We start from the raw sequence: 20,632 nt of genomic DNA on the forward strand, positions 1-20,632 counted from the left end.
GACGGATGGCCGAAGTCAGTCTATCGGCGGATGTCCGGATTCTGATCGGATATGGATTCGGCAAGCTTCTTGACCTGGATTGAGTCCATCGTAGGATCGGTTCCGGCGACAGCCAAGGGTGCGGACCGACTCAGCACGGCAGGACGCACCCCGACCGTTCCACCGGCCCGCAGTTCCTGAGCACATGATCCGCCCAGTCCGGAAGGATTCCCATGTCCGAGAACCATGATGCAATCGTCGCCGACGCGAAGGCCGAGGGCGGAGGTGGCTGCCCGGTCGCGCACGGGCGCGCACCGCACCCGACGCAGGGCGGCGGCAACCGCCAGTGGTGGCCGGAGCGGCTCAATCTGAAGATCCTCGCCAAGAACCCCGCCGTGGCCAACCCCCTCGGCGAGGAGTTCGACTACGCCACGGCGTTCAAGAGCCTCGACCTCCCTGCCGTGAAGCGGGACATCGCCGAGGTGCTGACGACCTCTCAGGACTGGTGGCCTGCCGACTTCGGTCACTACGGCCCGTTCATCATCCGCATGGCGTGGCACAGCGCGGGCACGTACCGCATCAGCGACGGCCGCGGCGGCGCCGGGGCCGGCCAGCAGCGCTTCGCCCCGCTCAACAGCTGGCCGGACAACGGCAACCTCGACAAGGCCCGCCGGCTGCTGTGGCCGGTCAAGAAGAAGTACGGGCAGAGCCTCTCGTGGGCCGACCTGATGATCCTCGCCGGCAATGTCGCCCTGGAGTCGATGGGCTTCGAGACCTTCGGCTTCGCCGGCGGGCGTGAGGACGTCTGGGAGCCCGACGAGGACGTCTACTGGGGCCCCGAGACGACCTGGCTCGGCGACGAGCGATACACCGGCGACCGGGAGCTGGAGAACCCGCTCGGCGCGGTCCAGATGGGCCTCATCTACGTCAACCCCGAGGGCCCCAACGGCAACCCGGACCCGCTGGCCGCCGCCCGCGACATCCGCGAGACGTTCCGCCGCATGGCGATGAACGACGAGGAGACGGTCGCCCTCATCGCCGGCGGCCACACCTTCGGCAAGACGCACGGCGCGGGCCCGGCGGACGCCGTCGGCCCCGACCCCGAGGCCGCCCCGATCGAGCAGCAGGGCTTCGGCTGGAAGAACAGCCACGGCACCGGCAAGGGAGCCGACGCGATCACCAGCGGCCTCGAGGGCATCTGGACCAACACCCCCACGACCTGGGACAACAGCTTCTTCGAGATCCTGTTCGGCTACGAGTGGGAGCTGTTCAAGAGCCCCGCCGGAGCGAACCAGTGGCGGCCGAAGGACGGTGCCGGCTCGGGTACCGTCCCCGACGCCCACGACTCGTCGAAGAGCCACGCCCCGACGATGCTCACGACCGACCTGTCGCTGCGCGTGGACCCGGTCTACGAGCAGATCTCGCGGAGGTTCCTCGAGAACCCCCAGGCGTTCGCGGACGCCTTCGCCCGGGCCTGGTACAAGCTGACCCACCGTGACATGGGCCCGATCCAGCGGTACCTCGGCCCCGAGGTCCCCTCCGAGGTGCTGCTGTGGCAGGACCCGCTCCCCGAGGTGACCCACGAGCTCGTGGACGCCGGGGACGTCGCCGCCCTCAAGGCGCAGGTCCTGGACTCGGGCCTGTCGGTGTCCCGGCTCGTGTCGACCGCGTGGGCCTCGGCCTCCTCCTTCCGCGGCAGCGACAAGCGCGGCGGCGCCAACGGAGCCCGCATCCGCCTCCAGCCGCAGAGCGGCTGGGAGGTCAACGACCCCGACGAGCTGGCGAGCGCGCTGCGCACCCTCGAGGGGATCCGGCAGTCCTTCAACTCCGCCCAGAGCGGCGGCAAGCAGATCTCGCTCGCCGACCTGATCGTCCTCGCCGGAGGCGCGGCCGTGGAGAAGGCGGCCAAGGACGCCGGCGTCGACATCGAGGTGCCGTTCACACCGGGCCGTGCGGACGCGTCGCAGGAGCAGACGGACACGGAGTCGTTCGCCGCGCTCGAGCCGACCGCCGACGGTTTCCGCAACTATCTCGGCAAGGGCAACCGGCTGCCCGCCGAGTACCTGCTGATCGACCGGGCGAACCTGCTGACGCTGAGCGCTCCCGAGCTGACGGTCCTCGTGGGCGGGCTGCGGGTCCTCGGCGCGAACCACCAGCAGTCGCAGCTCGGCGTCTTCACGGCCACTCCGGGGAAGCTGACGAACGACTTCTTCGTCAATCTGCTCGACCTGGGGACGACGTGGCAGGCAGCGTCAGGGGACGCGAACACCTTCGAGGGCCGTGACGACGTCACGGGCGAGGTCAAGTGGACCGGGACCCGGGCCGACCTGGTCTTCGGGTCGAACTCCGAGCTGCGCGCGCTCGCGGAGGTCTACGCGAGCGACGACGCGAAGGAGAAGTTCGTACGGGACTTCGTCGCGGCGTGGGAGAAGGTCATGAACCTGGACCGGTTCGACCTCGTGTGATCCCGGCGTCCGGGCCGGCCGGCACCCGGGGGGCCCGGACGTCCTCGCGGCTTCGGGAAGGCGCACCCCACATTCATGTGGGGTGCGCCTTCCGCTTCGCGGGCGGACTCGCCTTCCCTCCCCGGCACACCAGTCCCGGGCCGCGGCTTCTCGGCCGACCGCCGCTCCGGTCGCGCTCCGGGGCGTGCTGAGCCGCCGGCCGGCCCACTCGGTGATGGCGGCGGCCGTCTCGGCGTCGGCCCACCGCATGTCCTGGACCGTCCGGCACCGGCGTACCGCCGTGCAGCTGTTGCGTCCGTACGCCGCGGGCCGCGAGGTGCCGTTCCAGCAGCCGGGCCGTCCTTCTCTCCCGCGAGGCGTTCGGCAGGGCCGAGCCGCCCCGGGGGCAGTGGCCGCGCCCGGCCCGTTCGACGCCGTGGCCGTCCCCGGCCCCGTGGTCCCGGCCGTTCCGACGCGGCGGCCGGTGCGCCGCGGAGGACCGCGGGTCCCTGCGACGTGATCAACGCAACGCCTCGCAGATGTGCTGATCGCCACGGGACTCTTGACGTTACCGCTGGGTAGGGACTGGGGTGGCTGACACCATGGGGTATGTCGCCACCAGGCTGAAGGGATCCAGGATGTTCCGCAAGGTGCTGGTCGCCAACCGCGGCGAGATTGCGATTCGCGCGTTCCGCGCCGGCTATGAACTGGGGGCGCGTACCGTCGCGGTCTTCCCGTACGAGGACCGCAACTCGCTGCACCGGCTGAAGGCCGACGAGGCCTACGAGATCGGTGAGGAGGGGCACCCGGTGCGGGCCTACCTCTCCGTCGAGGAGGTCGTGGGTGCCGCGCGCCGTGCCGGGGCGGACGCCGTCTACCCGGGCTACGGGTTCCTGTCCGAGAACCCGGAGCTGGCCCGTGCCTGCGAGGAGGCGGGCATCACCTTCGTCGGGCCGAGCGCGGACACCCTCGAACTGACCGGCAACAAGGCCCGCGCCGTGGCCGCTGCCCGCGCCGCCGGGGTGCCGGTGCTCGGCTCGTCCGAGCCCTCCACCGACGTCGACGAACTGGTCCGTGCGGCGGAGGACGTCGGTTTCCCGGTGTTCGTGAAGGCGGTCGCCGGCGGCGGGGGGCGCGGCATGCGCCGCGTGGAGGATCCGTCCGCCCTTCGTGAGTCGATCGAGGCGGCGTCCCGCGAGGCTGCGTCCGCGTTCGGCGATCCCACGGTCTTCCTGGAGAAGGCCGTCGTCGATCCACGCCACATCGAGGTGCAGATCCTCGCCGACGGCGAGGGCAACGTCATCCACCTGTTCGAGCGGGACTGCTCGGTCCAGCGCCGCCACCAGAAGGTGATCGAGCTGGCACCCGCGCCGAACCTCGACCCGGCGCTGCGCGACCGGATCTGCGCCGACGCGGTGCGCTTCGCGCGCGAGATCGGCTACCGCAACGCCGGCACGGTGGAGTTCCTGCTCGACCGCGACGGCAACCACGTCTTCATCGAGATGAACCCGCGCATCCAGGTCGAGCACACGGTGACCGAGGAGGTCACCGACGTCGACCTGGTCCAGGCGCAGATGCGCATCGCCTCCGGCGAGACCCTGGCGGACCTCGGGCTGGCCCAGGAGACCATCACGCTGCGCGGCGCCGCCCTGCAGTGCCGCATCACCACCGAGGACCCGGCGAACGGCTTCCGCCCGGACACGGGCCGGATCAGCGCCTACCGGTCGCCGGGCGGCTCCGGCATCCGCCTCGACGGCGGCACGACCCACGCGGGCACCGAGATCAGCGCCCACTTCGACTCGATGCTGGTCAAGCTCACCTGCCGGGGCCGGGACTTCAAGGCCGCGATCGGCCGGGCCCGGCGTGCGGTGGCCGAGTTCCGCATCCGCGGCGTGGCCACGAACATCCCGTTCCTGCAGGCCGTGCTGGACGACCCGGACTTCCAGGCCGGGCGGGTCACCACCTCGTTCATCGAGGAGCGGCCGCACCTGCTCACCGCGCGCCACTCGGCGGACCGGGGCACGAAGCTGCTCACGTACCTGGCGGACGTGACGGTGAACAAGCCCCACGGCGAACGGCCCGACCTGGTCGACCCCGGCACCAAACTGCCGGCGCTGCCCGCCGGGGAGCCGCCCGCGGGCTCCCGGCAGCGGCTCGTCGAACTCGGCCCGGAGGGCTTCGCCCGGTGGCTGCGCGAGTCGCCGACCATCGGCGTCACCGACACCACCTTCCGCGACGCCCACCAGTCGCTGCTCGCCACCCGGGTCCGCACCAAGGACCTGCTCGCCGTCGCCCCCACGGTCGCGCGGACACTGCCGCAACTGCTCTCGCTGGAGTGCTGGGGCGGTGCCACCTACGACGTGGCCCTGCGCTTCCTCGCCGAGGACCCCTGGGAACGCCTGGCGGCACTGCGTGAGGCCGTGCCCAACATCTGCCTCCAGATGCTGCTGCGCGGCCGCAACACCGTGGGCTACACGCCGTACCCGACCGAGGTGACGGACGCCTTCGTCCAGGAGGCGGCGGCCACCGGCATCGACATCTTCCGCATCTTCGACGCGCTCAACGACGTGGGCCAGATGCGGCCCGCGATCGAGGCCGTGCGGGAGACCGGTACGGCCGTGGCGGAGGTCGCCCTGTGCTACACCTCCGACCTGTCCGACCCTTCGGAGCGCCTGTACACGCTGGACTACTACCTCCGCCTCGCCGAGGAGATCGTCGCCGCGGGCGCCCATGTGCTGGCCGTGAAGGACATGGCGGGTCTGCTGCGCGCTCCGGCGGCGGCCACGCTCGTGTCGGCGCTGCGCCGCGAGTTCGATCTGCCGGTGCATCTGCACACCCACGACACGGCCGGCGGCCAGCTCGCCACGTACCTGGCCGCGATCCAGGCGGGGGCTGACGCGGTGGACGGCGCGGTCGCGTCCATGGCGGGCACGACCTCGCAGCCGTCGCTGTCGGCCATCGTGGCCGCCACCGACCACTCCGCGCGCCCCACGGGGCTGGAACTCCAGGCCGTCGGCGATCTGGAGCCCTACTGGGAGGGCGTGCGCAGGATCTACGCGCCGTTCGAGGCCGGACTGGCGTCGCCGACCGGACGCGTGTACCACCACGAGATCCCGGGCGGGCAGCTGTCCAACCTGCGCACCCAGGCGGTCGCCCTCGGCCTCGGCGACCGTTTCGAGGACATCGAGGCGATGTACGCGGCCGCCGACCGGATCCTCGGCCGGCTGGTGAAGGTCACCCCGTCGTCGAAGGTCGTGGGCGACCTCGCGCTGCACCTGGTCGGCGCCGGTGTGGCGCCGGAGGAGTTCGAGGCCACGCCCGACCGGTTCGACATCCCCGACTCCGTCATCGGGTTCCTGCGCGGCGAGCTCGGCACCCCGCCGGGCGGATGGCCGGAGCCGTTCCGCAGCAAGGCGCTGCAGGGCCGTGCCGAGGCGAAGCCCGTGCAGGAGCTGACGGCCGAGGACCGTGCGGGACTCGGGAAGAGCCGCCGGGCCACGCTCAACCGGCTGTTGTTCCCCGGCCCGACGCGCGACTTCGACAGCCACCGCCAGGCGTACGGCGACACCAGCGTGCTGGACAGCAAGGACTTCTTCTACGGACTGCGCCAGTCGAAGGAGTACGGGGTCGACCTCGAACCGGGCGTCCGGCTCCTCATCGAGCTGCAGGCCGTCGGTGAGGCCGACGAACGCGGCATGCGGACCGTGATGGCCACGCTGAACGGTCAGCTGCGGCCGATCCAGGTGCGCGACGAGGCGGCGGCCTCGGACGTCCCGGTCACCGAGAAGGCCGACCGCTCCGACCCGGGCCATGTCGCGGCGCCGTTCGCCGGCGTCGTGACGCTCACGGTCTCCGAGGGGGACCAGGTGGAGGCCGGTGCCACGGTGGCGACCATCGAGGCGATGAAGATGGAGGCCACGATCACCGCCCCGAAGGCCGGGCAGGTCTCACGGCTGGCCATCAACCGGATCCAGCAGGTGGAAGGGGGCGACCTCCTGCTGCAGATCGGGTGATCCACCTGCGCACGGTGCGACCGGGTGCCTGCCCGGTGGGCATCGCCGCGACGGGTGCCGTGCCCCCTCTTCGTCCGCCTGTCACGGGTGGACGAAGAGGGGGTGCGTGTCCCGCCGCTCGTGCGGCGCCGGCAGGTCCAGGGGCGCGGGCGAGGGCGGCGGCCACGGGTGCGGCGCTGTCGGCTACGTACCGAGCGGCCCAGGCGCCGGCCTGCCGGTGGAAGTCGGTCAGGTCGCGTTCCACGCCGGCGAGCACGGCGCAGTTCGGTGACGGGCAGCTCGATCACCGGGCTGCCGTCCTTTTCGGCGTCCGGCGTCAACCGGACGGTGTCGCCGACGCGTTCGGCGAGCGACGAGGGTCCGTGCCCGAAGGAGGCCCAGCCGTTGCCGTCGAGGACTTCGAACCGGTCGCCTCTCTCCTCCAGGCCGTTGCAGCAGCCCGGCAGCAGGGTGACGGCGGTGGCGGTGACCCGCAGGCCGCCGGCGGCGAAGAGGTGGTCCTGGGTGAGCAGCCCGTGCAGGAGGCGGCCCGCCGGATCGGTGGGCCGTGGCGGCGCGTCGTCGTCCACGGCTCCGATGTCGTTGCACTCGGCGATGCTCAGTACCGCGGCGCCGACCTCCGCGGGGCCCGAGAGCACCGCTGAGCGGCAGGAATCCGTACGGTTCGGCAGCGGCGACCGGCCAGAGGCCGAAGCCTGCGCAGGCACGGACCTCCAGTACGGGGGCGCGCGGGCGCGGCGCGGTCGTGGGGGTCGGCGGCCGGTCCGGCCCGTGAGGCGCTCGATCCGACCGTTCGGGCCGGGGTAGGCTCGCGGGCCGTTGGCGACGGCGGAGGGGTGGGGGTCCATGTCGGCTCTGGCCGAGTTGAGGGCGCTGCTCGGTGCGCCGGTGCGGCCGTCCCACGGGACGGCAGGCTGGGGCGAGGTGGAGCGGTACGTCGGTTCCGCGCTGCCCCGCGACTTCACGGCGTTCCTGGACGCGTACGGCAGCGGTGTGGTGTGCGGGGAGCTCGTCGTCTTCCACCCCGAGGGCTCCAGCCCGTTGCTGCCCCGCATGGAGGCCACTCACCGGATGTTCGCCGCGCGGCGCCGCACGGCCTCGGCAGAGGGGGACGCAGAGCACTTTCCGCACCCCTTCCACCCCGAGCCCGGAGGGCTGGTCTCCTGGGGCTACGACCACAGCGGCGACGAGCACTTCTTCCTGCCCTGCGGACCGGACCCCGACCGGTGGAAGGTGGTCACCATGGTGCACGAGGTCGGGTGCCGGACGTTCGCCGGACCGTTCGCCGAGTTCGTGCTGTCCTTCGCGAAGCGTCTGCGGGATGTGGACCGGCACCACGGCCTGGATCCCGAGGCACGTGAGTTCCTGGAACCGGAGGACCTGGAGGAGCTCGTGGCGGCCGGTGAGATCGGCCCGCGCAAGCCGGACTTCGAACCGTTCTGACCCTCTGGTCTGAAACCATGGGGCGCGCCCGGCGCCGGGGGCCCGCTACCGGGGATGGGGAGCCTCTGCGCCGTGCCGCGCGAGCGCCGCTTGAGCGGCGAGGCCAAGGGGGCGAGGGACACGAGACCGCGGGCGGGGGCGGGCCGGGCGCCGCCCGGCCCGCGAGTACGCGCCGCCCGGCGGCATCCGGGAAGCGGGGTTCCCGCGAAGAGTGGATGTGGCGGGCTGCCGGAGGTCCCGCCAACCCCCTCCCAGCAAAGGTGAAGATCATGACCACCGATCGCCTCAGGGGCGCCGCTCTCGCCGCAGCCGGTGTTCTCCTCGTACCGCTTCCGCTCCTCGCCCTCGCTCCCACGGCCCAGGCCGGCCCCCCGACGGAGCCGTTCGGACCCGGCTGCGCCGCGCTGCCGACGAGCGGTGAGGGCAGCCCGGCCGCCATGGCCGACGAGCCGGTCGCCACGGCCGCCTCGCACCAGCCGGAGCTGTCCACCCTGGTCGCCGCAGTGAAGAAGGCCGGGCTCGTCGACACGTTGAACAACGCCGACGGGATCACGCTCTTCGCACCGACCAACGACGCCTTCGCCAAGATTCCCAAGGCTCAGCTCGACTCGATCCTCAACGACCAGGAGCAGCTGAAGAAGCTCCTCACGTACCACGTCGTCGGCACGGAGGTGACGGAGGACCAGTTGCCCGACGGGCGGTTCAAGAGCCTCGAGGGAGCCGAGTTGACGACGTCCGGGTCCGGGGACTCCTTCAAGGTCAACGATTCGGCGGCCATCCTCTGCGGCGGTGTGACCACGAGCAACGCCGTCGTCCACATCGTCGACCGGGTGCTCCAGCCGCCGTCCTGAGCCGCATGACAAGCGCCTTTCAGACGACCGCGAGCCCACGGCTACGATGGAGAGCGTCTTTGCGGCCAGTCCGACGGGCCGCGGAGGAGCCGAGAGCCAAGGAGGTGGCGTGATCACGATGAAGCATGCCGCTGCCGGCGCTGCCTGACGGGGGACGACGCCTACGGCAGTGCGACGGGACCGACACCTACCGGCGGCACGTGGAACAACCCGCGTGACAGTGGCTGGGACAAAGACACAAACCCGGTCGTGGTCCGGATCCGGAGTCGCAAGCGCACTCCGGTGAAGCTGGAGCCGGAAGTAATCGCCCCCAGCGGCGGTGAACCGCGTCACTCGCCCGTCAAGCCTGCGACCCCTGCTCCGGCAGGGGGAGAACGAACGGAACCCTGCGCCTCCGAGTTGAAGACCCCTTCGACTCGCCGAGGAGCGGCGCCATCAGCAGAACAACCGAAAACACCGGCTTCACCTGCGAAAACTGCGGCCGGGCCGTCGCGGCGTTGGTCAACGGAAGCTACCGCAACCACTGCCCGCACTGCCTGCACTCGCTGCACGTGGACGTCTCGCCCGGAGACCGTGCCAACGACTGCCGCGCGCTGATGCGCCCGGTTGCCGTCGAGCACCACTCCGCCAAGGGCTACATGGTCGTCCACCGATGCACCGGCTGCGGCACCCGCCGCCGGAACCGCATGGCCGACGACCCGCACCAAGGCGACGACCTCGACACCGTCCTCGCCGTCATGCGTCTCGGCCATCCCGAAGCCGGACACACCAATCGGCGCCGGACGCGCGTCTGACGCCGGCGGCTCCCGCCCACGGCGGGAGCCGCCTTGCTCCTCCTGCAGCCCACGCCCCGCCCCGCCCCGTCGGGGCCCGACACTGGCAGGGGCCACGCCCGTCGGGCGGCGGGGCCGAGCGCCGTTTCCCGGAGGGTCGGCGCGATCATGCCGGCGCGGTCGGCGCGAGCACGTCTGCGCGGTCGGCGCGACCCCGTCGGGGCGGGAGACTCCCGCCGCCTCGCGCGTCCCCGGTCAGGGCGCCAGAAACGCCCGGGCCCGCGCCTCCTTCACGGCCGCCTTGAGCCCGACGACGTCGTACGCGCCGTGGTACCGGCGGCCGTTGACGAAGAACGACGGCGTTCCGGAGACACCGCTGAGGTCTGCCGAATCCACGTCCTCCGCCACGCGTGCGGCACCTCTGCGCTTGCGCAGGTCACGCCGGAACCGCTCGACGTCCAGCCCCAGGGCCTCCGCGTAGCGGACGAGGTCGGTCGCGCGCAGGGCACCCTGGTGCTCCATCAGGAGGTCGTGCATGTCCCAGAAGCGGTTCTGCTCGGCGGCCGCCTCCGCCGCCTCCGCCGCCGTCCGGGCATGCGGGTGGACGTCGTCGAGCGGCAGGTGCCGCCACACGTAGCGGACGTCGCCGGCGTCCCGCAGGAGTTCGCGCACCACCGCCTCGGCCTGGCCGCAGTACGGGCACTCGAAGTCGCCGTACTCGACCAGCGTGACCGGGGCGGTCGGGGAGCCCCGCACGTGGTCGCGCTCCGGATCGACGGGGACGGCGAGGTCGACGAGAGGGTCTGCCCGGCCCAGCAGGACTCTCAGCCGCAGCGGCTTGGGGAGAAGCCCGAGGACGCCGGTCAGCAGCCTGCCCAGGAGGAGGGAGCACAGGACCGCGCCGAGGACGCCGAGCTTCGCCTCGGCGAGCCGGTCTCCCTCGAAGGCGAAGGTCGCGATCAGCAGGGACACGGTGAAGGGCGCGCCGGCGAGCGCGCCGCCCACGGCGACGGCGCCCCAGCCAGCGGGAGGCCGCAGCCGGCGGCCGCTCAGCAGTGTGGTCAGCGCCGACGCACCCAGGATCCCCAGGGGCTTGCCGATGACGAAGGCGAGCAGGACTCCCAGGGTGACGGTGGACGTCAGGGCCCGGGAGAGCTGTTCGGAGCCCAGTTCGATCCCGGCGTTGGCGAGGGCGAACAGCGGGGCGATCACGAAGCTGGTCCAGGGGTGGTACAGCCGCTGCAGTCGCTCGTTCGGGGAGACCGCCGAGGCCAGTCCGCGCCGTACGGTCATCTCCAGCTCGGGGGTGGGCTGCTCGCGGAAGAAGCGGAACAGGTCGCTCGCCCGCTCCAGTTCGCCGCGCGCGGCCGGGTAGGCGGCGAAGATGAGACCCATCGCCAGCCCGGTGACGACCGGGTCGATCCCCGACTCCAGCAGTGCGGCCCACAGTGCCGCGGCAAGCAGCGCGTACACCGCTCCCCTGCGCACGCCGACCGCGTGGACCAGCAGGGCCAGTGCGAACAGCGTGAGTGCGGACATCAGGGCCGGTACCGACAGGCGCCCGCTGTAGACGACGGCGACGACGGCCAGGGCGACGAAGTCGTCCACGACCGAGATGCTCAGGATGAACACGCGCAGGCCTGGCGGCATGCGTCTGCCCATGAGGGCGAGCATGCCGAGCGCGAAGGCGGTGTCCGTGGACATCGCGACCCCCCAGCCGGCCGCGGACGGCTCTCCCGCGTTGACGGCGAGGTACACGCAGACGGGGACGAGCAGGCCGCTGAGTCCGGCGATCAGGGGCAGGGCCGTGCGCCGGCGCTCGCGGAGCTCGCCCATGTCGAACTCGCGGCGCGCCTCGAGACCGACCACGAAGAAGAAGAGCGCCATGAGGCCGCTGTTGACCCACTCCCGCAGTTCGAGGCTCACTCCGTAGGATCCGAGCCGTACCGACAGCTCCGTCCGCCACAGCGCCTCGTACCCGGCCGGTGTCACGTTGGCCCAGGCCAGGGCGGCCAGGGCGGCCGTCACCAGGACCGCGGCGCTGCCGGTCTCCGTGCGCAGGAAGTCGCGGAGTGGGGACCGTGCGTCACGGCTCCACCCGGTCAGACCGCGGGAGGCTCGGGGTGTCGGCCCTGCGCTCACCACGCCATCATCGGCTGCCGGGCTCGATCCGGCCTCCTCACGGGGCGAGGCGGGTGGACGGCGCTCCTGGGCGGGCGGGCGGGTTCCCGCAGCCCCGCGGCGGGCCGATGCTCGGGCCTGCCGGCGGATGCGGCGGTGCGGGGCGGGGACGATCCTGGACGTGTGCCGCGATGTCCCGGTCTGTGTCCGGGACGCGGCCGCGGTCCGCTGCCGGTCTGCGGGACGGGTGCGGCCGCTGCCCGGCGGCACGCTCCCCCACGGGCCGGGGCGATTGGCCCCGCCTGCGTTCTCCGGACGAGCGGAGGTGCCTCATGACCGCCCGAGTCTCCGCGGGAGTCGTGCTGGAGCCTGCGGCCCAGGACTTCGCCCGTCGGTCCGCGAAGTCCGAGGCGATCCTATTTTGCGTTTACTTTGCCATCCGGGAACCTGGACCCCGTGGTTGGCGTTGACCGGGTACGGCTCGCGCGGATGCGGGGGCCGACGACCGGCAACAGACCGACAGCAGAAGCCGAGGTGGCACCAGTGGCGATGTGGGACCGGCTCAAGGAGCAGGCCAAGAACCTCCAGCAGTCCCAGAGCGCTCGGGGAAGTGGCGGGCACGGACAGGGGCAGGGGCACAGCCCCTACGGGCAGGGACAGCACGGTGGTCACGGACAGGGCTCGTCTTCCGGCGGTTCCAAGGCCCAGTTGATCGGGCTGTTCAAGTCCCAGCTCGCATCGGTGAAGACCGAGCTCAAGAGCGGCGCCTACCGGGACGCCAGCATGGCCATGTGCGCGCTGGTGGCCGCGGCCGACGGGCATGTCGACCCCTCGGAGCGGCAGCGCGTCGAGGAGCTGATCGTCTCGAACGAGGTGCTGCAGAACTTCCCGGCGGACCAGCTCCGCCAGCGGTTCAACCAGAACGTGGACCGGCTGATGGCCAACTTCGAGCTGGGCAAGGCGGAAGTGCTGAAGGAGATCGCCAAGGCGGCCAAGAAGCCGCAGGAGGCCCGTGCGGTCGTCCAGACCGGCATGGTCGTCGCCGGTGCCGACGGCCGTGTGGACCCGTCGGAGCAGCAGGCGGTCCGGGACGCGTGCGCGGCGCTCGGCATCTCACCGGCGGAGTTCGGCGTCTGAGGAGTTCGGCGCCCGGTGGCACCGCGACAGCCGGCTCCGTCCTTCACGGCGCCGGCTGCCGCGGCGACCGCCGGACCGGTCGCCGCGGCAGTACGTCGCGCACCCGCCCGCGCTCAGTGGCGGCTGCGGCGCGTGGTGGTCTTCCGGTAGCCGAAGGGGCCGGGAAGGTCCATCGAGGTCGTGCGCCGGCCCGTCGAGGAGTAAGTGCGCCTGGCGCCATCACCCTTGGCGAGGGTGATGGACACGGACTTGCGGTTGATGTTGAGGCGGACTCCGGGGAATATGCGGAAACTCTTGCGGAAGGTGACGGGCACGATGCGCTCCTCTCGTTGATCATCCGTCTTCCCCGAGTTCCCGGCCTTACGCGGCGCGTTGCCGTCGGTGGCTCTCCTCTCGATGCCCGAGTCCGAGCGCCCGACCGCTCTCACGCCTCGCAAGCTCGTCCGGCCGGGCACCATGACGCGAAGACGTCCGGGACGGGACGCCCTCAGGCCCGGCACCGGCACCGGCACCGGCACCGGCACTGAGCCGATGGCCGCCGTGCCGTTGGGCGCCGAGCCGGTGCCCGCTGAGCCCGGTCTGCCGGTGACGTCGGGAGGCGAAGGACCACGCGAGCCGGCTGACGTCAGGAGACGGCGGTGGCGGTTCGACGGCTTCCGTCCCCCATCCCCGCTTCCCGGGCCACGGTCCCGGCCCAAGCCTCCGGCCTGCCCCAGCTGCGGAGCTTTCCCCCGCTGCGGACCCGTCTCAGGACCCGCACATGGCCCGAGCGCGGACCGCTCTCGGCGGCCGGTGCGGGCCCGGGCCGCCGGCGACGGAGTGCGCCGCGGCCGCAGCTGCGCAGCTGTGCCGGACACACGCGCGGGCGCTGCCCACCCCCGGCGATGAGCGCGTTCACCGGCGTCATCGGGTCGGCACCCAGGGACTTCGCGACCAGGATTCCGACCATCAGCGGGAGCAGGGCGGTGGCCAGGGCGGAGCCCGTGGTGGCGACCTGCTGCATGCGGGGGCGGCGTGAGGCGTCGGCGTTCATGGTGTCATTCCAGCCGCGGGCGGTACCGGGGGCATCGGGCGACATACTCAGCTCGCAGGTCAGCAAGTACTCATCCGCATGTACTCATCGCGGGTGCCCGTCTGTGGGAGCCCGTCTGTGGGAGCCCGTGTGGGAGCCCGTCTGTGGGAGCCCGTGCGGGTGCCCGTCTGCGGGACTCCCCTCCCCCCGCAGGTCAGGCGCGGCCGGTCCGTCCCGGGACGGCAGCCGGCGCCGCTCGGGCCCGGCATTCCGGCCGCCCTTGCCCTCCGAATGGCCCGACTCTAGGCTGAATGCGCTTTCAGAGGTCGGCGGGCCGACGGACGCCCAAGAGCCGTCGGCAGGAGAGGCGAGGCGGCAGGATGAGCACTCCCACGGTGTACGACGTGGCCGAGCGGGCGGGGGTGTCCATCGCGACCGTGTCGCGTGTGTACCGCAATCCCGACTCGGTGCGGCCGGCGACCCGCGACCGGGTCCTGGCCGTCGCACGCGACCTCGGCTACCTGCCCAGCGGGAGCGCGCGCGGACTCGCCAGCCGTACCACGGGCGTACTCGGGCTGTGCTTCCCCGACATCCACGACGCCGAGGCCGAGGACGTCCCGGACGCCGAGGACTCCGAACTCATGCTCTACTCCGACGAGGTGATCCGCGGGATGGAGCGTGCCGCCCGGCGGCACGGCTACGCGCTGCTGATCGCCGCCTCGCACGCCGACGCGGTGGGCGGCCAGCTCGCCGAGGTCGCAGGGCGGGTGGACGGCCTGGCGGTGCTGGCGCAGACCGTACCGGGCCAGGACCTGGACGTCATCGGGCGCCGGCTGCCCGTCGTGCTGCTCGCCGGGCAGCGGGAGGAAGAGCACGACCACATCGAGGTGGCCAACTTCGACGGCCAGCTCAGGCTCACCCGCCATCTGATCGCCGACCACGGGCTGCGCCGGCTCGCGTTCGTCGGCGGCCCTCCGGACTCCCCCGACGGCGAAGCGCGGTTCCGCGGCTTCCAGGCGGCTCATCTGGAGGCCGGACTGCCGCTGCCCGAGGCGCCCGACGTGCGGGGCGACCTCACCCAGGCCGCGGGCCGCAAGGCGGTCGGTGAACTGCTCGACCGGGACGGGGCGGCGCTCCAGGGTCTGGTGCTCGCCAACGACCAGATGGCGGTGGGGGCTCTGCACGCACTGGAGTCGCGCGGGGTCCGCGTGCCGGAGGAACTGGCTGTGACCGGCTTCGACGGCATCGCGCTGAGCAGGCTGGTGCGGCCGACGCTGACGACCGTCCGCCAGCCGACGGGCCGTCTCGGCGAGGAGGCCGTGGAGCTGCTCGTGGGCCGGATCCAGGACCGCGCGCGGCCGGCCGTCGCCCGCGTCCTGCCGGTGAAGGTGATGCTCCGGGCGAGCTGCGGCTGCGCCGGGGAACGGACGCTGTAGCGAGGCGGGTTCTCGTGTTCCTGCCGGTTACGGAAGCGTTACCTCCGCGCCTCTTGAGGTCCGTCAGTGTCGTGCTGCAAGGTCATGTATGCGCTTACGGACAGCGCATACATGAACCGTGGAGGGCCGCATGACACGCACAGCCAAGTCCGTCAGCATCGCCGTGACGGTGGCGACGGCACTCGCCCTGACCTCCTGCGGGGGCAGCGGCGGCGACCAGACGCCGGCTGACGCGAAGCAGACGCTCACGATCTGGGCGATGGGCGAGGAGGCGACGCGGCTCCGGACGATCGCCGACGAATACACCAAGGAGAACCCGGACATCACCGTCAAGGTGACCCCGGTCGGCTGGGACGTCGTCCACCAGAAGCTCGTGTCGGCCGCCGCGGCGGGCACGCTCCCCGACATGGCGCAGATGGGCTCCACCATGATGGGCGAGTTCATCGAACTCGGCACCCTGGAGCCGGTGGACACCAAGGCGTTCGACAAGAACGACTTCTTCCCCGCCACCTGGAACGGGAACGTCGTCGACGGCGAGGCGTACGGCGTCCCCTGGTACGCCGACGCCCGCGCGCTCTACTACCGCAGCGACCTCGCGGAGAAGGCGGGCGTCGACGGGGCGCCCGCCACCTGGAAGGACCTCCGGGCGCTCGCCGGCGCGTACAAGAACAAGGCCGGGGCCACCTGGGGCATGGACCTCCAGCCCGGCAGCACCGGCGCCTGGCAGGCCTGGGTGCCGTTCCTGTACTCCGCCGGCGGCGAACTGCTCGGCAAGGACGGCAAGCCCGCCCTGGACTCCCCCGAGGCGGTGAAGGCACTGACCGAGTTCGGCCACTACTTCGACGCCGGACTCAGCAAGAAGAACTTCGTCGTCGGCTACGACGTCCTCAAGGACTTCTCCTCCGGCCGCGTGCCGATGTTCCAGTCCGGCCCCTGGATGGTGCAGAACTTCGCCGAGCAGCAGCCGCAGCTGAACGGCAAGTGGAAGGTCACACCGGTGCCGGCCGACGCCTCCTCCACGTCCTGGGTCGGCGGATCCTCGCTGGTCACCTTCAAGGACAGCGAGCACAAGGCCGCGGCGCAGGAGTTCACCAAGTTCCTGACGAACCCGCGCTCCCAGGCCCGCTGGTACGAGATATCCAAGACCCTCCCCGCCAACAAGGCCGCCTGGAACGAGCCCGCCCTCAAGGCCGGCGGCGAGTCGCTGGCCGTGTTCCGGAAGTCGCTGGACACCGCCAGGGAGATCCCCCCGATGGCGAAGTGGAACGAGTTCTCCGTGATGATCGAGGACGCCCTCGAGAAGGTCGCGCGGGGCGCCGACCCCGCCGAGACGGCGAAGAAGCTCCAGAAGTCCACCGAGAGCCTGGTGGGCTGAGCGCATGAGCACCACCGCCGCCAAGGCCCCGGACGACCGGGACCGGACCCGGCCGACGGGCTCGGCATCTCGCGCGGGTGACGGGAAGGACCGGGGAGCGCCTCCGCGCCGCCGGGACCGCCTCTCAACCCAGAACCTCGCGGGCTGGCTGTACTCCACGCCGTTCCTGTCGCTGTTCCTCACCTTCATGGCGTTCCCCGTGGTCGCCACGCTGGTGATGAGCTTCACCGACTTCGGCCTGCGCAACGTCACGGACCCGTTCTCGGCGGAGTTCATCGGCCTCGACAACTACACGAGGCTGGTCGAGGACGAGAAGTTCGTCCGTGCGCTGCTCAACACCGGCCTGTTCGTGGTCCTCGGCGTTCCGCTGACGATCGGCTGCGGACTGGTGGCGGCGGTGCTGCTCAACTCCGGTATCGACCGGATGCGCACGTTCTTCCGGGTCGGCTTCTACGCGCCCGTCGTCACCGCCATCGTGGCGGTCGCCGTCATCTGGCGGTTCGTGCTCGACCCCGCGGAGGGCCTGATCGCGGGTCTCGCCGGACAGTTGGGGCTGAAGAGCCCGGACTTCCTGGCCTCGGAGACCCTCGCCCTGCCGTCCCTGGTCGTGATGGCGGTCTGGCGGAACATGGGCACCGCGATGGTGCTCTTCCTCGCCGGGCTGCAGGCCATCCCGACCGAGGTTCGGGAGGCCGCCCGGATCGACGGCGCGGGCGTGCTGCAGGAGTTCCGCGGGATCACGGTGCCGCTGCTGCGGCCGACCATGCTCTACGTCGCGGTGATGACCACGATCGGCTTCCTCAACGTCTTCGAGGAGCCGTTCGTGATGACCGACGGCGGCCCGTCCGACAGCACGCTCACGATCTCGCTCCACATGTACCGGCAGGGCTTCGACTTCTTCCACATGGGTTACGCCAGCGCCATGGCGTACGTCCTGTTCGTGATCGTCCTGGCCGTCACCCTGCTCCAGCTCCGCCTGCTGAAGGACAAGACACGATGAGCACCTCCGAGACCGGAACCGGGACCGACGCGGCGAGCGCGACCGGGGCCCGACCCGCCCCGCCTCCCCGTGCGGCCGGCGGTTTCCGCGCCAGGAAGCCGCTCACGTACGTGCTGCTGAGCGCCGGACTGCTGGTCATGACCGCGCCATTCCTGTGGATGGGGCTCTCGGCGTTCAAGACCCAGCGGGACCTGGGCGCGAGTCCTACGGTGTGGATACCGAACGAGTGGACCCTCGCGAACTTCCGTGAGCTGCTGTCGCTCATGGACGTGCCGCAGGCCTTCTTCAACTCGGTCCTGGTGGCGGTGTTCGTCACCGCGTGCAACCTGCTGTTCTGCTCGATGCTCGGATACGCCCTGGCCAAGCTGAACTTCATCGGCAAGCGTCCGGTGTTCGCGGTGGTACTGGGTGCGCTGATGGTGCCGGGCAATCTGCTGCTGCTGCCCAAGTTCGTGATGATGAGCAAGATGGGGCTGCTCGACACCTATGCGGCGCTGGTCCTGCCGTTCGCGGCCGGGGCGTTCGGGGTCTTCCTGATGCGGCAGTTCATGACGGCGGTTCCGGACGAGCTGCTGGAGGCGGCCCGGATCGACGGGGCCCGCGAGTGGTTCATCTTCTGGCGGATCGTGCTTCCGCTGGTCAAGCCCGCCCTGGCCACGCTCACGATCTTCGTGTTCCTCGGCTCGTGGAACAACTTCCTGTGGCCGCTCGTCGCCACCAACGACCCCGACAAGTACACGCTTCCGGTGGCACTGGCCACGTTCGCCACCGACCCGACGAAGGCCGACGGCTCCAACGGCGTGCTGATGGCGGGCGCCTTCCTGGTCGTGCTGCCGGTGCTGATCGTCTTCGTCGTCCTGCAGCGGCACTTCACCCAGGGCATCGCCACCGCCGGGCTGAAGTAGCGCTCCACCGGACGCCGCACGCCGCATCCGGGCACCCGCCGGACCGGGGCACCACGGATCAGCGCACCACCGGATCAGCGCTCCTCGGAGTCTTCGCACCGCCGGTCCCCGGCCGCGGGCCCCGGCGGCGGCCACTAAGCGCACCGCCTGCGCCGGGCCGTTCGCCGCGGCGCAGGCGGTGGATCCGTACGACCGTCATGTATGCGCATTCATACGAAAGGCGGACCATGATCACCACGCCTACCGCCCCCATCGGGGGGAAAAGGCCCGTCAGTTGCTCCGGAGACCGCCCCCTGCCCGGCACCCTGGCGCTCCCCGCTCCCACGGGGCTGCACTCGCAGGACGGAACCGGCCATGTGCTGCTCGACTGGGACCCGGTGGACGGCGCGCTGGGCTACGTCGTGCACCGCTCCGACTCCGTCGACGGACCCTTCGCACCGCTGGACCACGGGGACGGCGACGTGCCCGCCGTCCCCCGTCCCCCGTACGCCGACACCCGGGTCGAGGCCGGCCGCGGCTACTGGTACAAGGTCGCCTCCTGGACCGACGCCGGACCGGGCCCGCTGACGCCCGGCCCTGTCCGGGGGTGTGCCAGGGCGAGGGGCATCGGCCCGGCGGCGGTGGCGGTCTGCGTCGACGCGGGTACCGCGCCCGTACCGCTGCGAGGCGTCTGGAGGCGGACGATCTGCTCCGCGCACCTCCCCCCGTCGCCCGACGACGGGCCGGGGCCCGGCGGCGCGGACGCCGCCGTGGAACACGCCGAGGCCCTGCGCATCGTGCTCGGCGGCATCGGGATCCGCACCGTCCACGGCACCTTCCTGCCGGAGCGCGTCACGGTCCGCCCCGACGGCAGGTTCGACTTCACGGGGCTCGACGCGGCCCTCGACCGTCTCCTCGCGGCCGGTCTCGAGCCGGTCGTGGAACTCTCCTTCCCGTCCGCCGGACTCGCCGCGGATCCCTGCGCCACCGTCCTCACCCGGGGCGGCGGCACCTCCGCGCCCCCGGACGGGGGGCGCTACGGCGAACTGTGCCGCGAGCTGACCGTGCACGTGCGCGAGCGCCACGGCGCCGACGAGGTCGCGGGCTGGCTGTTCGAGGTCCGGAACGAGCCCGGTCCGGAGGTCCTCCGGAGCGGCTCCCAGGATGCCTGCCACCGGCGCTACGAGACGGCTGCCCGGGCCGTCAAGAGCGTGGACGATCGCATCCGGGTCGGCGGCCGCTCCTCGGCCGCGGCCCCGTGGGTGGGCGCGCTGCTGGAGTTCTGCCGCCGTGAGGACGTGCCGATCGACTTCGTCTCCGCCCGCACCCGCGGCGACGCTCCACTGGACCTCCGCCCGCTGACCCGCTCCTTCGCACGGGCCACGGGCAGGCCCGAGCCGGAGATCCTGTGGACCGAACGGGGCTTCACCGCGGGCCGCTTCCAGCCGGCCGACGACTCCGCCTTCGCCGCGCCCTCGGTGCTGCGCGCCGTGAAGTCGGCGCTCGCCTCGGCGGACGCTCTCGCCTCCTGGGCGGCGACGGACCACTCGGCGCGGAGCGGCTCGCCGCCGGCGCTCTTCCACGGCGGCTCGGGTCTGCTGACCGCCGGCAATCTGCGCAAGCCGCGCTTCTGGGCCCTGCGGCTGCTGTCGGGCCTGGCGGGCGGCCGCGTCCCGGCCCGGGTGACGGGCGACGGCGCCGAGGCGCTGGTCGAGGCGCTCGCGACGGCCGCGGGCGACGGCACGCACGCGGACGTCCTTGTGTGGAACGGGACGCCCGACCGGACCAGGGCCGCCGGGGCGGCCGCGCTCGACCGCGCGGCGCTGGTGGAGGTCAGGGGCCTGACGCCGCGTGCCGTGTACGACGTGACGCTGTGGCGGGTGGACGAAGACCACGCCGACATCAGGACCGTGTGGGAGGCGATGGGCGGCGGTGACTGGCCCGACGCACGGCAGTGGGCGCGGCTGCGCGCCGCCGACGTCCTGCCGGCGGAGCCGCTTCCGGCGGTCGCGGCGAGCCCCGACGGAACGGTGTCGTTGTCCGTCGATCTCCCCATGCCGGGTGTCCGGTCCCTCCGGCTGACGCGGGCGTGACGTCCGCGGTACCGGCCCGGGCGATCCGCGTGCCGCTCGCCGTTCGCCCGGAGTCCCTGACGCCCCGATTC

General features: G+C 72.0%; 15 protein-coding genes. 12 read left to right on the forward strand and 3 right to left on the reverse strand.

Features of this window, described 5'->3' with window-relative positions; translation table 11 throughout:
- Positions 1-212 precede the first annotated feature (212 nt).
- The 6 genes from katG to BLT82_RS28560 all read left to right on the forward strand — a co-directional run bounded on the left by katG (position 213) and on the right by BLT82_RS28560 (position 9,524).
- Positions 213-2,444, forward strand: coding sequence for a catalase/peroxidase HPI (gene katG, locus BLT82_RS28535; protein ID WP_093659957.1), 2,232 nt, complete (start codon positions 213-215; stop codon positions 2,442-2,444).
- A 617-nt stretch (positions 2,445-3,061) separates the two neighbouring features.
- The gene (locus tag BLT82_RS28540; RefSeq protein WP_093659959.1) at positions 3,062-6,436 is read left to right on the forward strand and encodes a pyruvate carboxylase; all 3,375 of its coding nucleotides are present in this window, start codon (positions 3,062-3,064) and stop codon (positions 6,434-6,436) included.
- Positions 6,437-6,798: 362 nt separating this feature from the next.
- On the forward strand, positions 6,799-7,080 hold the full coding sequence (locus BLT82_RS37335) for a hypothetical protein (RefSeq protein WP_167746115.1): 282 nt from the start codon (positions 6,799-6,801) through the stop codon (positions 7,078-7,080).
- Between the two features lie 202 nt (positions 7,081-7,282).
- Entirely contained in the window at positions 7,283-7,879 is a 597-nt protein-coding gene (locus tag BLT82_RS28550; protein WP_093659961.1) for a hypothetical protein, read from the forward strand.
- A 269-nt stretch (positions 7,880-8,148) separates the two neighbouring features.
- Positions 8,149-8,730: a fasciclin domain-containing protein gene (locus BLT82_RS28555; protein WP_093660090.1), complete on the forward strand. Its 582-nt coding sequence runs from the start codon at positions 8,149-8,151 to the stop codon at positions 8,728-8,730.
- Positions 8,731-9,164: 434 nt separating this feature from the next.
- The gene (locus tag BLT82_RS28560) at positions 9,165-9,524 is read left to right on the forward strand and encodes an RNHCP domain-containing protein (RefSeq protein WP_093659963.1); all 360 of its coding nucleotides are present in this window, start codon (positions 9,165-9,167) and stop codon (positions 9,522-9,524) included.
- 234 nt (positions 9,525-9,758) lie between these two features.
- Here BLT82_RS28560 and nhaA read toward each other — a convergent pair whose 3' ends face one another.
- Positions 9,759-11,645: a Na+/H+ antiporter NhaA gene (gene nhaA / locus BLT82_RS28565; protein WP_244529687.1), complete on the reverse strand. Its 1,887-nt coding sequence runs from the start codon at positions 11,643-11,645 to the stop codon at positions 9,759-9,761.
- Positions 11,646-12,167: 522 nt separating this feature from the next.
- On the opposite strand from nhaA, the gene BLT82_RS28570 reads away from it, so the two are divergent.
- Positions 12,168-12,761, forward strand: coding sequence for a tellurite resistance TerB family protein (locus BLT82_RS28570; RefSeq protein ID WP_093659965.1), 594 nt, complete (start codon positions 12,168-12,170; stop codon positions 12,759-12,761).
- A gap of 113 nt (positions 12,762-12,874) precedes the next feature.
- Here the strand turns inward: BLT82_RS28570 and BLT82_RS28575 are convergent, their stop codons facing one another.
- Both BLT82_RS28575 and BLT82_RS38250 read right to left on the reverse strand, forming a co-directional pair.
- The gene (locus tag BLT82_RS28575; protein WP_093659967.1) at positions 12,875-13,075 is read right to left on the reverse strand and encodes a DUF4236 domain-containing protein; all 201 of its coding nucleotides are present in this window, start codon (positions 13,073-13,075) and stop codon (positions 12,875-12,877) included.
- A gap of 311 nt (positions 13,076-13,386) precedes the next feature.
- Complete coding sequence (locus tag BLT82_RS38250) at positions 13,387-13,794, reverse strand: hypothetical protein (protein ID WP_244529688.1); 408 nt, start codon at positions 13,792-13,794, stop codon at positions 13,387-13,389.
- Between the two features lie 359 nt (positions 13,795-14,153).
- On the opposite strand from BLT82_RS38250, the gene BLT82_RS28585 reads away from it, so the two are divergent.
- The 5 genes from BLT82_RS28585 to BLT82_RS28605 all read left to right on the forward strand — a co-directional run bounded on the left by BLT82_RS28585 (position 14,154) and on the right by BLT82_RS28605 (position 20,561).
- Complete coding sequence (locus BLT82_RS28585) at positions 14,154-15,209, forward strand: LacI family DNA-binding transcriptional regulator (RefSeq protein ID WP_093659969.1); 1,056 nt, start codon at positions 14,154-14,156, stop codon at positions 15,207-15,209.
- 130 nt (positions 15,210-15,339) lie between these two features.
- Entirely contained in the window at positions 15,340-16,584 is a 1,245-nt protein-coding gene (locus tag BLT82_RS28590) for an extracellular solute-binding protein (protein ID WP_093659971.1), read from the forward strand.
- 4 nt (positions 16,585-16,588) lie between these two features.
- Positions 16,589-17,584, forward strand: coding sequence for a carbohydrate ABC transporter permease (locus BLT82_RS28595; RefSeq protein WP_093659972.1), 996 nt, complete (start codon positions 16,589-16,591; stop codon positions 17,582-17,584).
- Positions 17,581-18,489: a carbohydrate ABC transporter permease gene (locus BLT82_RS28600; protein ID WP_093659974.1), complete on the forward strand. Its 909-nt coding sequence runs from the start codon at positions 17,581-17,583 to the stop codon at positions 18,487-18,489. Before BLT82_RS28595 ends, BLT82_RS28600 begins: the two co-directional genes overlap by 4 nt.
- 227 nt (positions 18,490-18,716) lie before the next feature.
- Positions 18,717-20,561 (forward strand): GH39 family glycosyl hydrolase, encoded by a 1,845-nt coding sequence (locus BLT82_RS28605; RefSeq protein ID WP_244529689.1) that lies wholly within the window; start codon positions 18,717-18,719, stop codon positions 20,559-20,561.
- The last annotated feature ends 71 nt before the right edge of the window (positions 20,562-20,632 follow it).

Source organism: Streptomyces wuyuanensis (assembly GCF_900103455.1).
In the GTDB taxonomy this organism is placed as follows: Bacteria; Actinomycetota; Actinomycetes; order Streptomycetales; family Streptomycetaceae; genus Streptomyces; species Streptomyces wuyuanensis.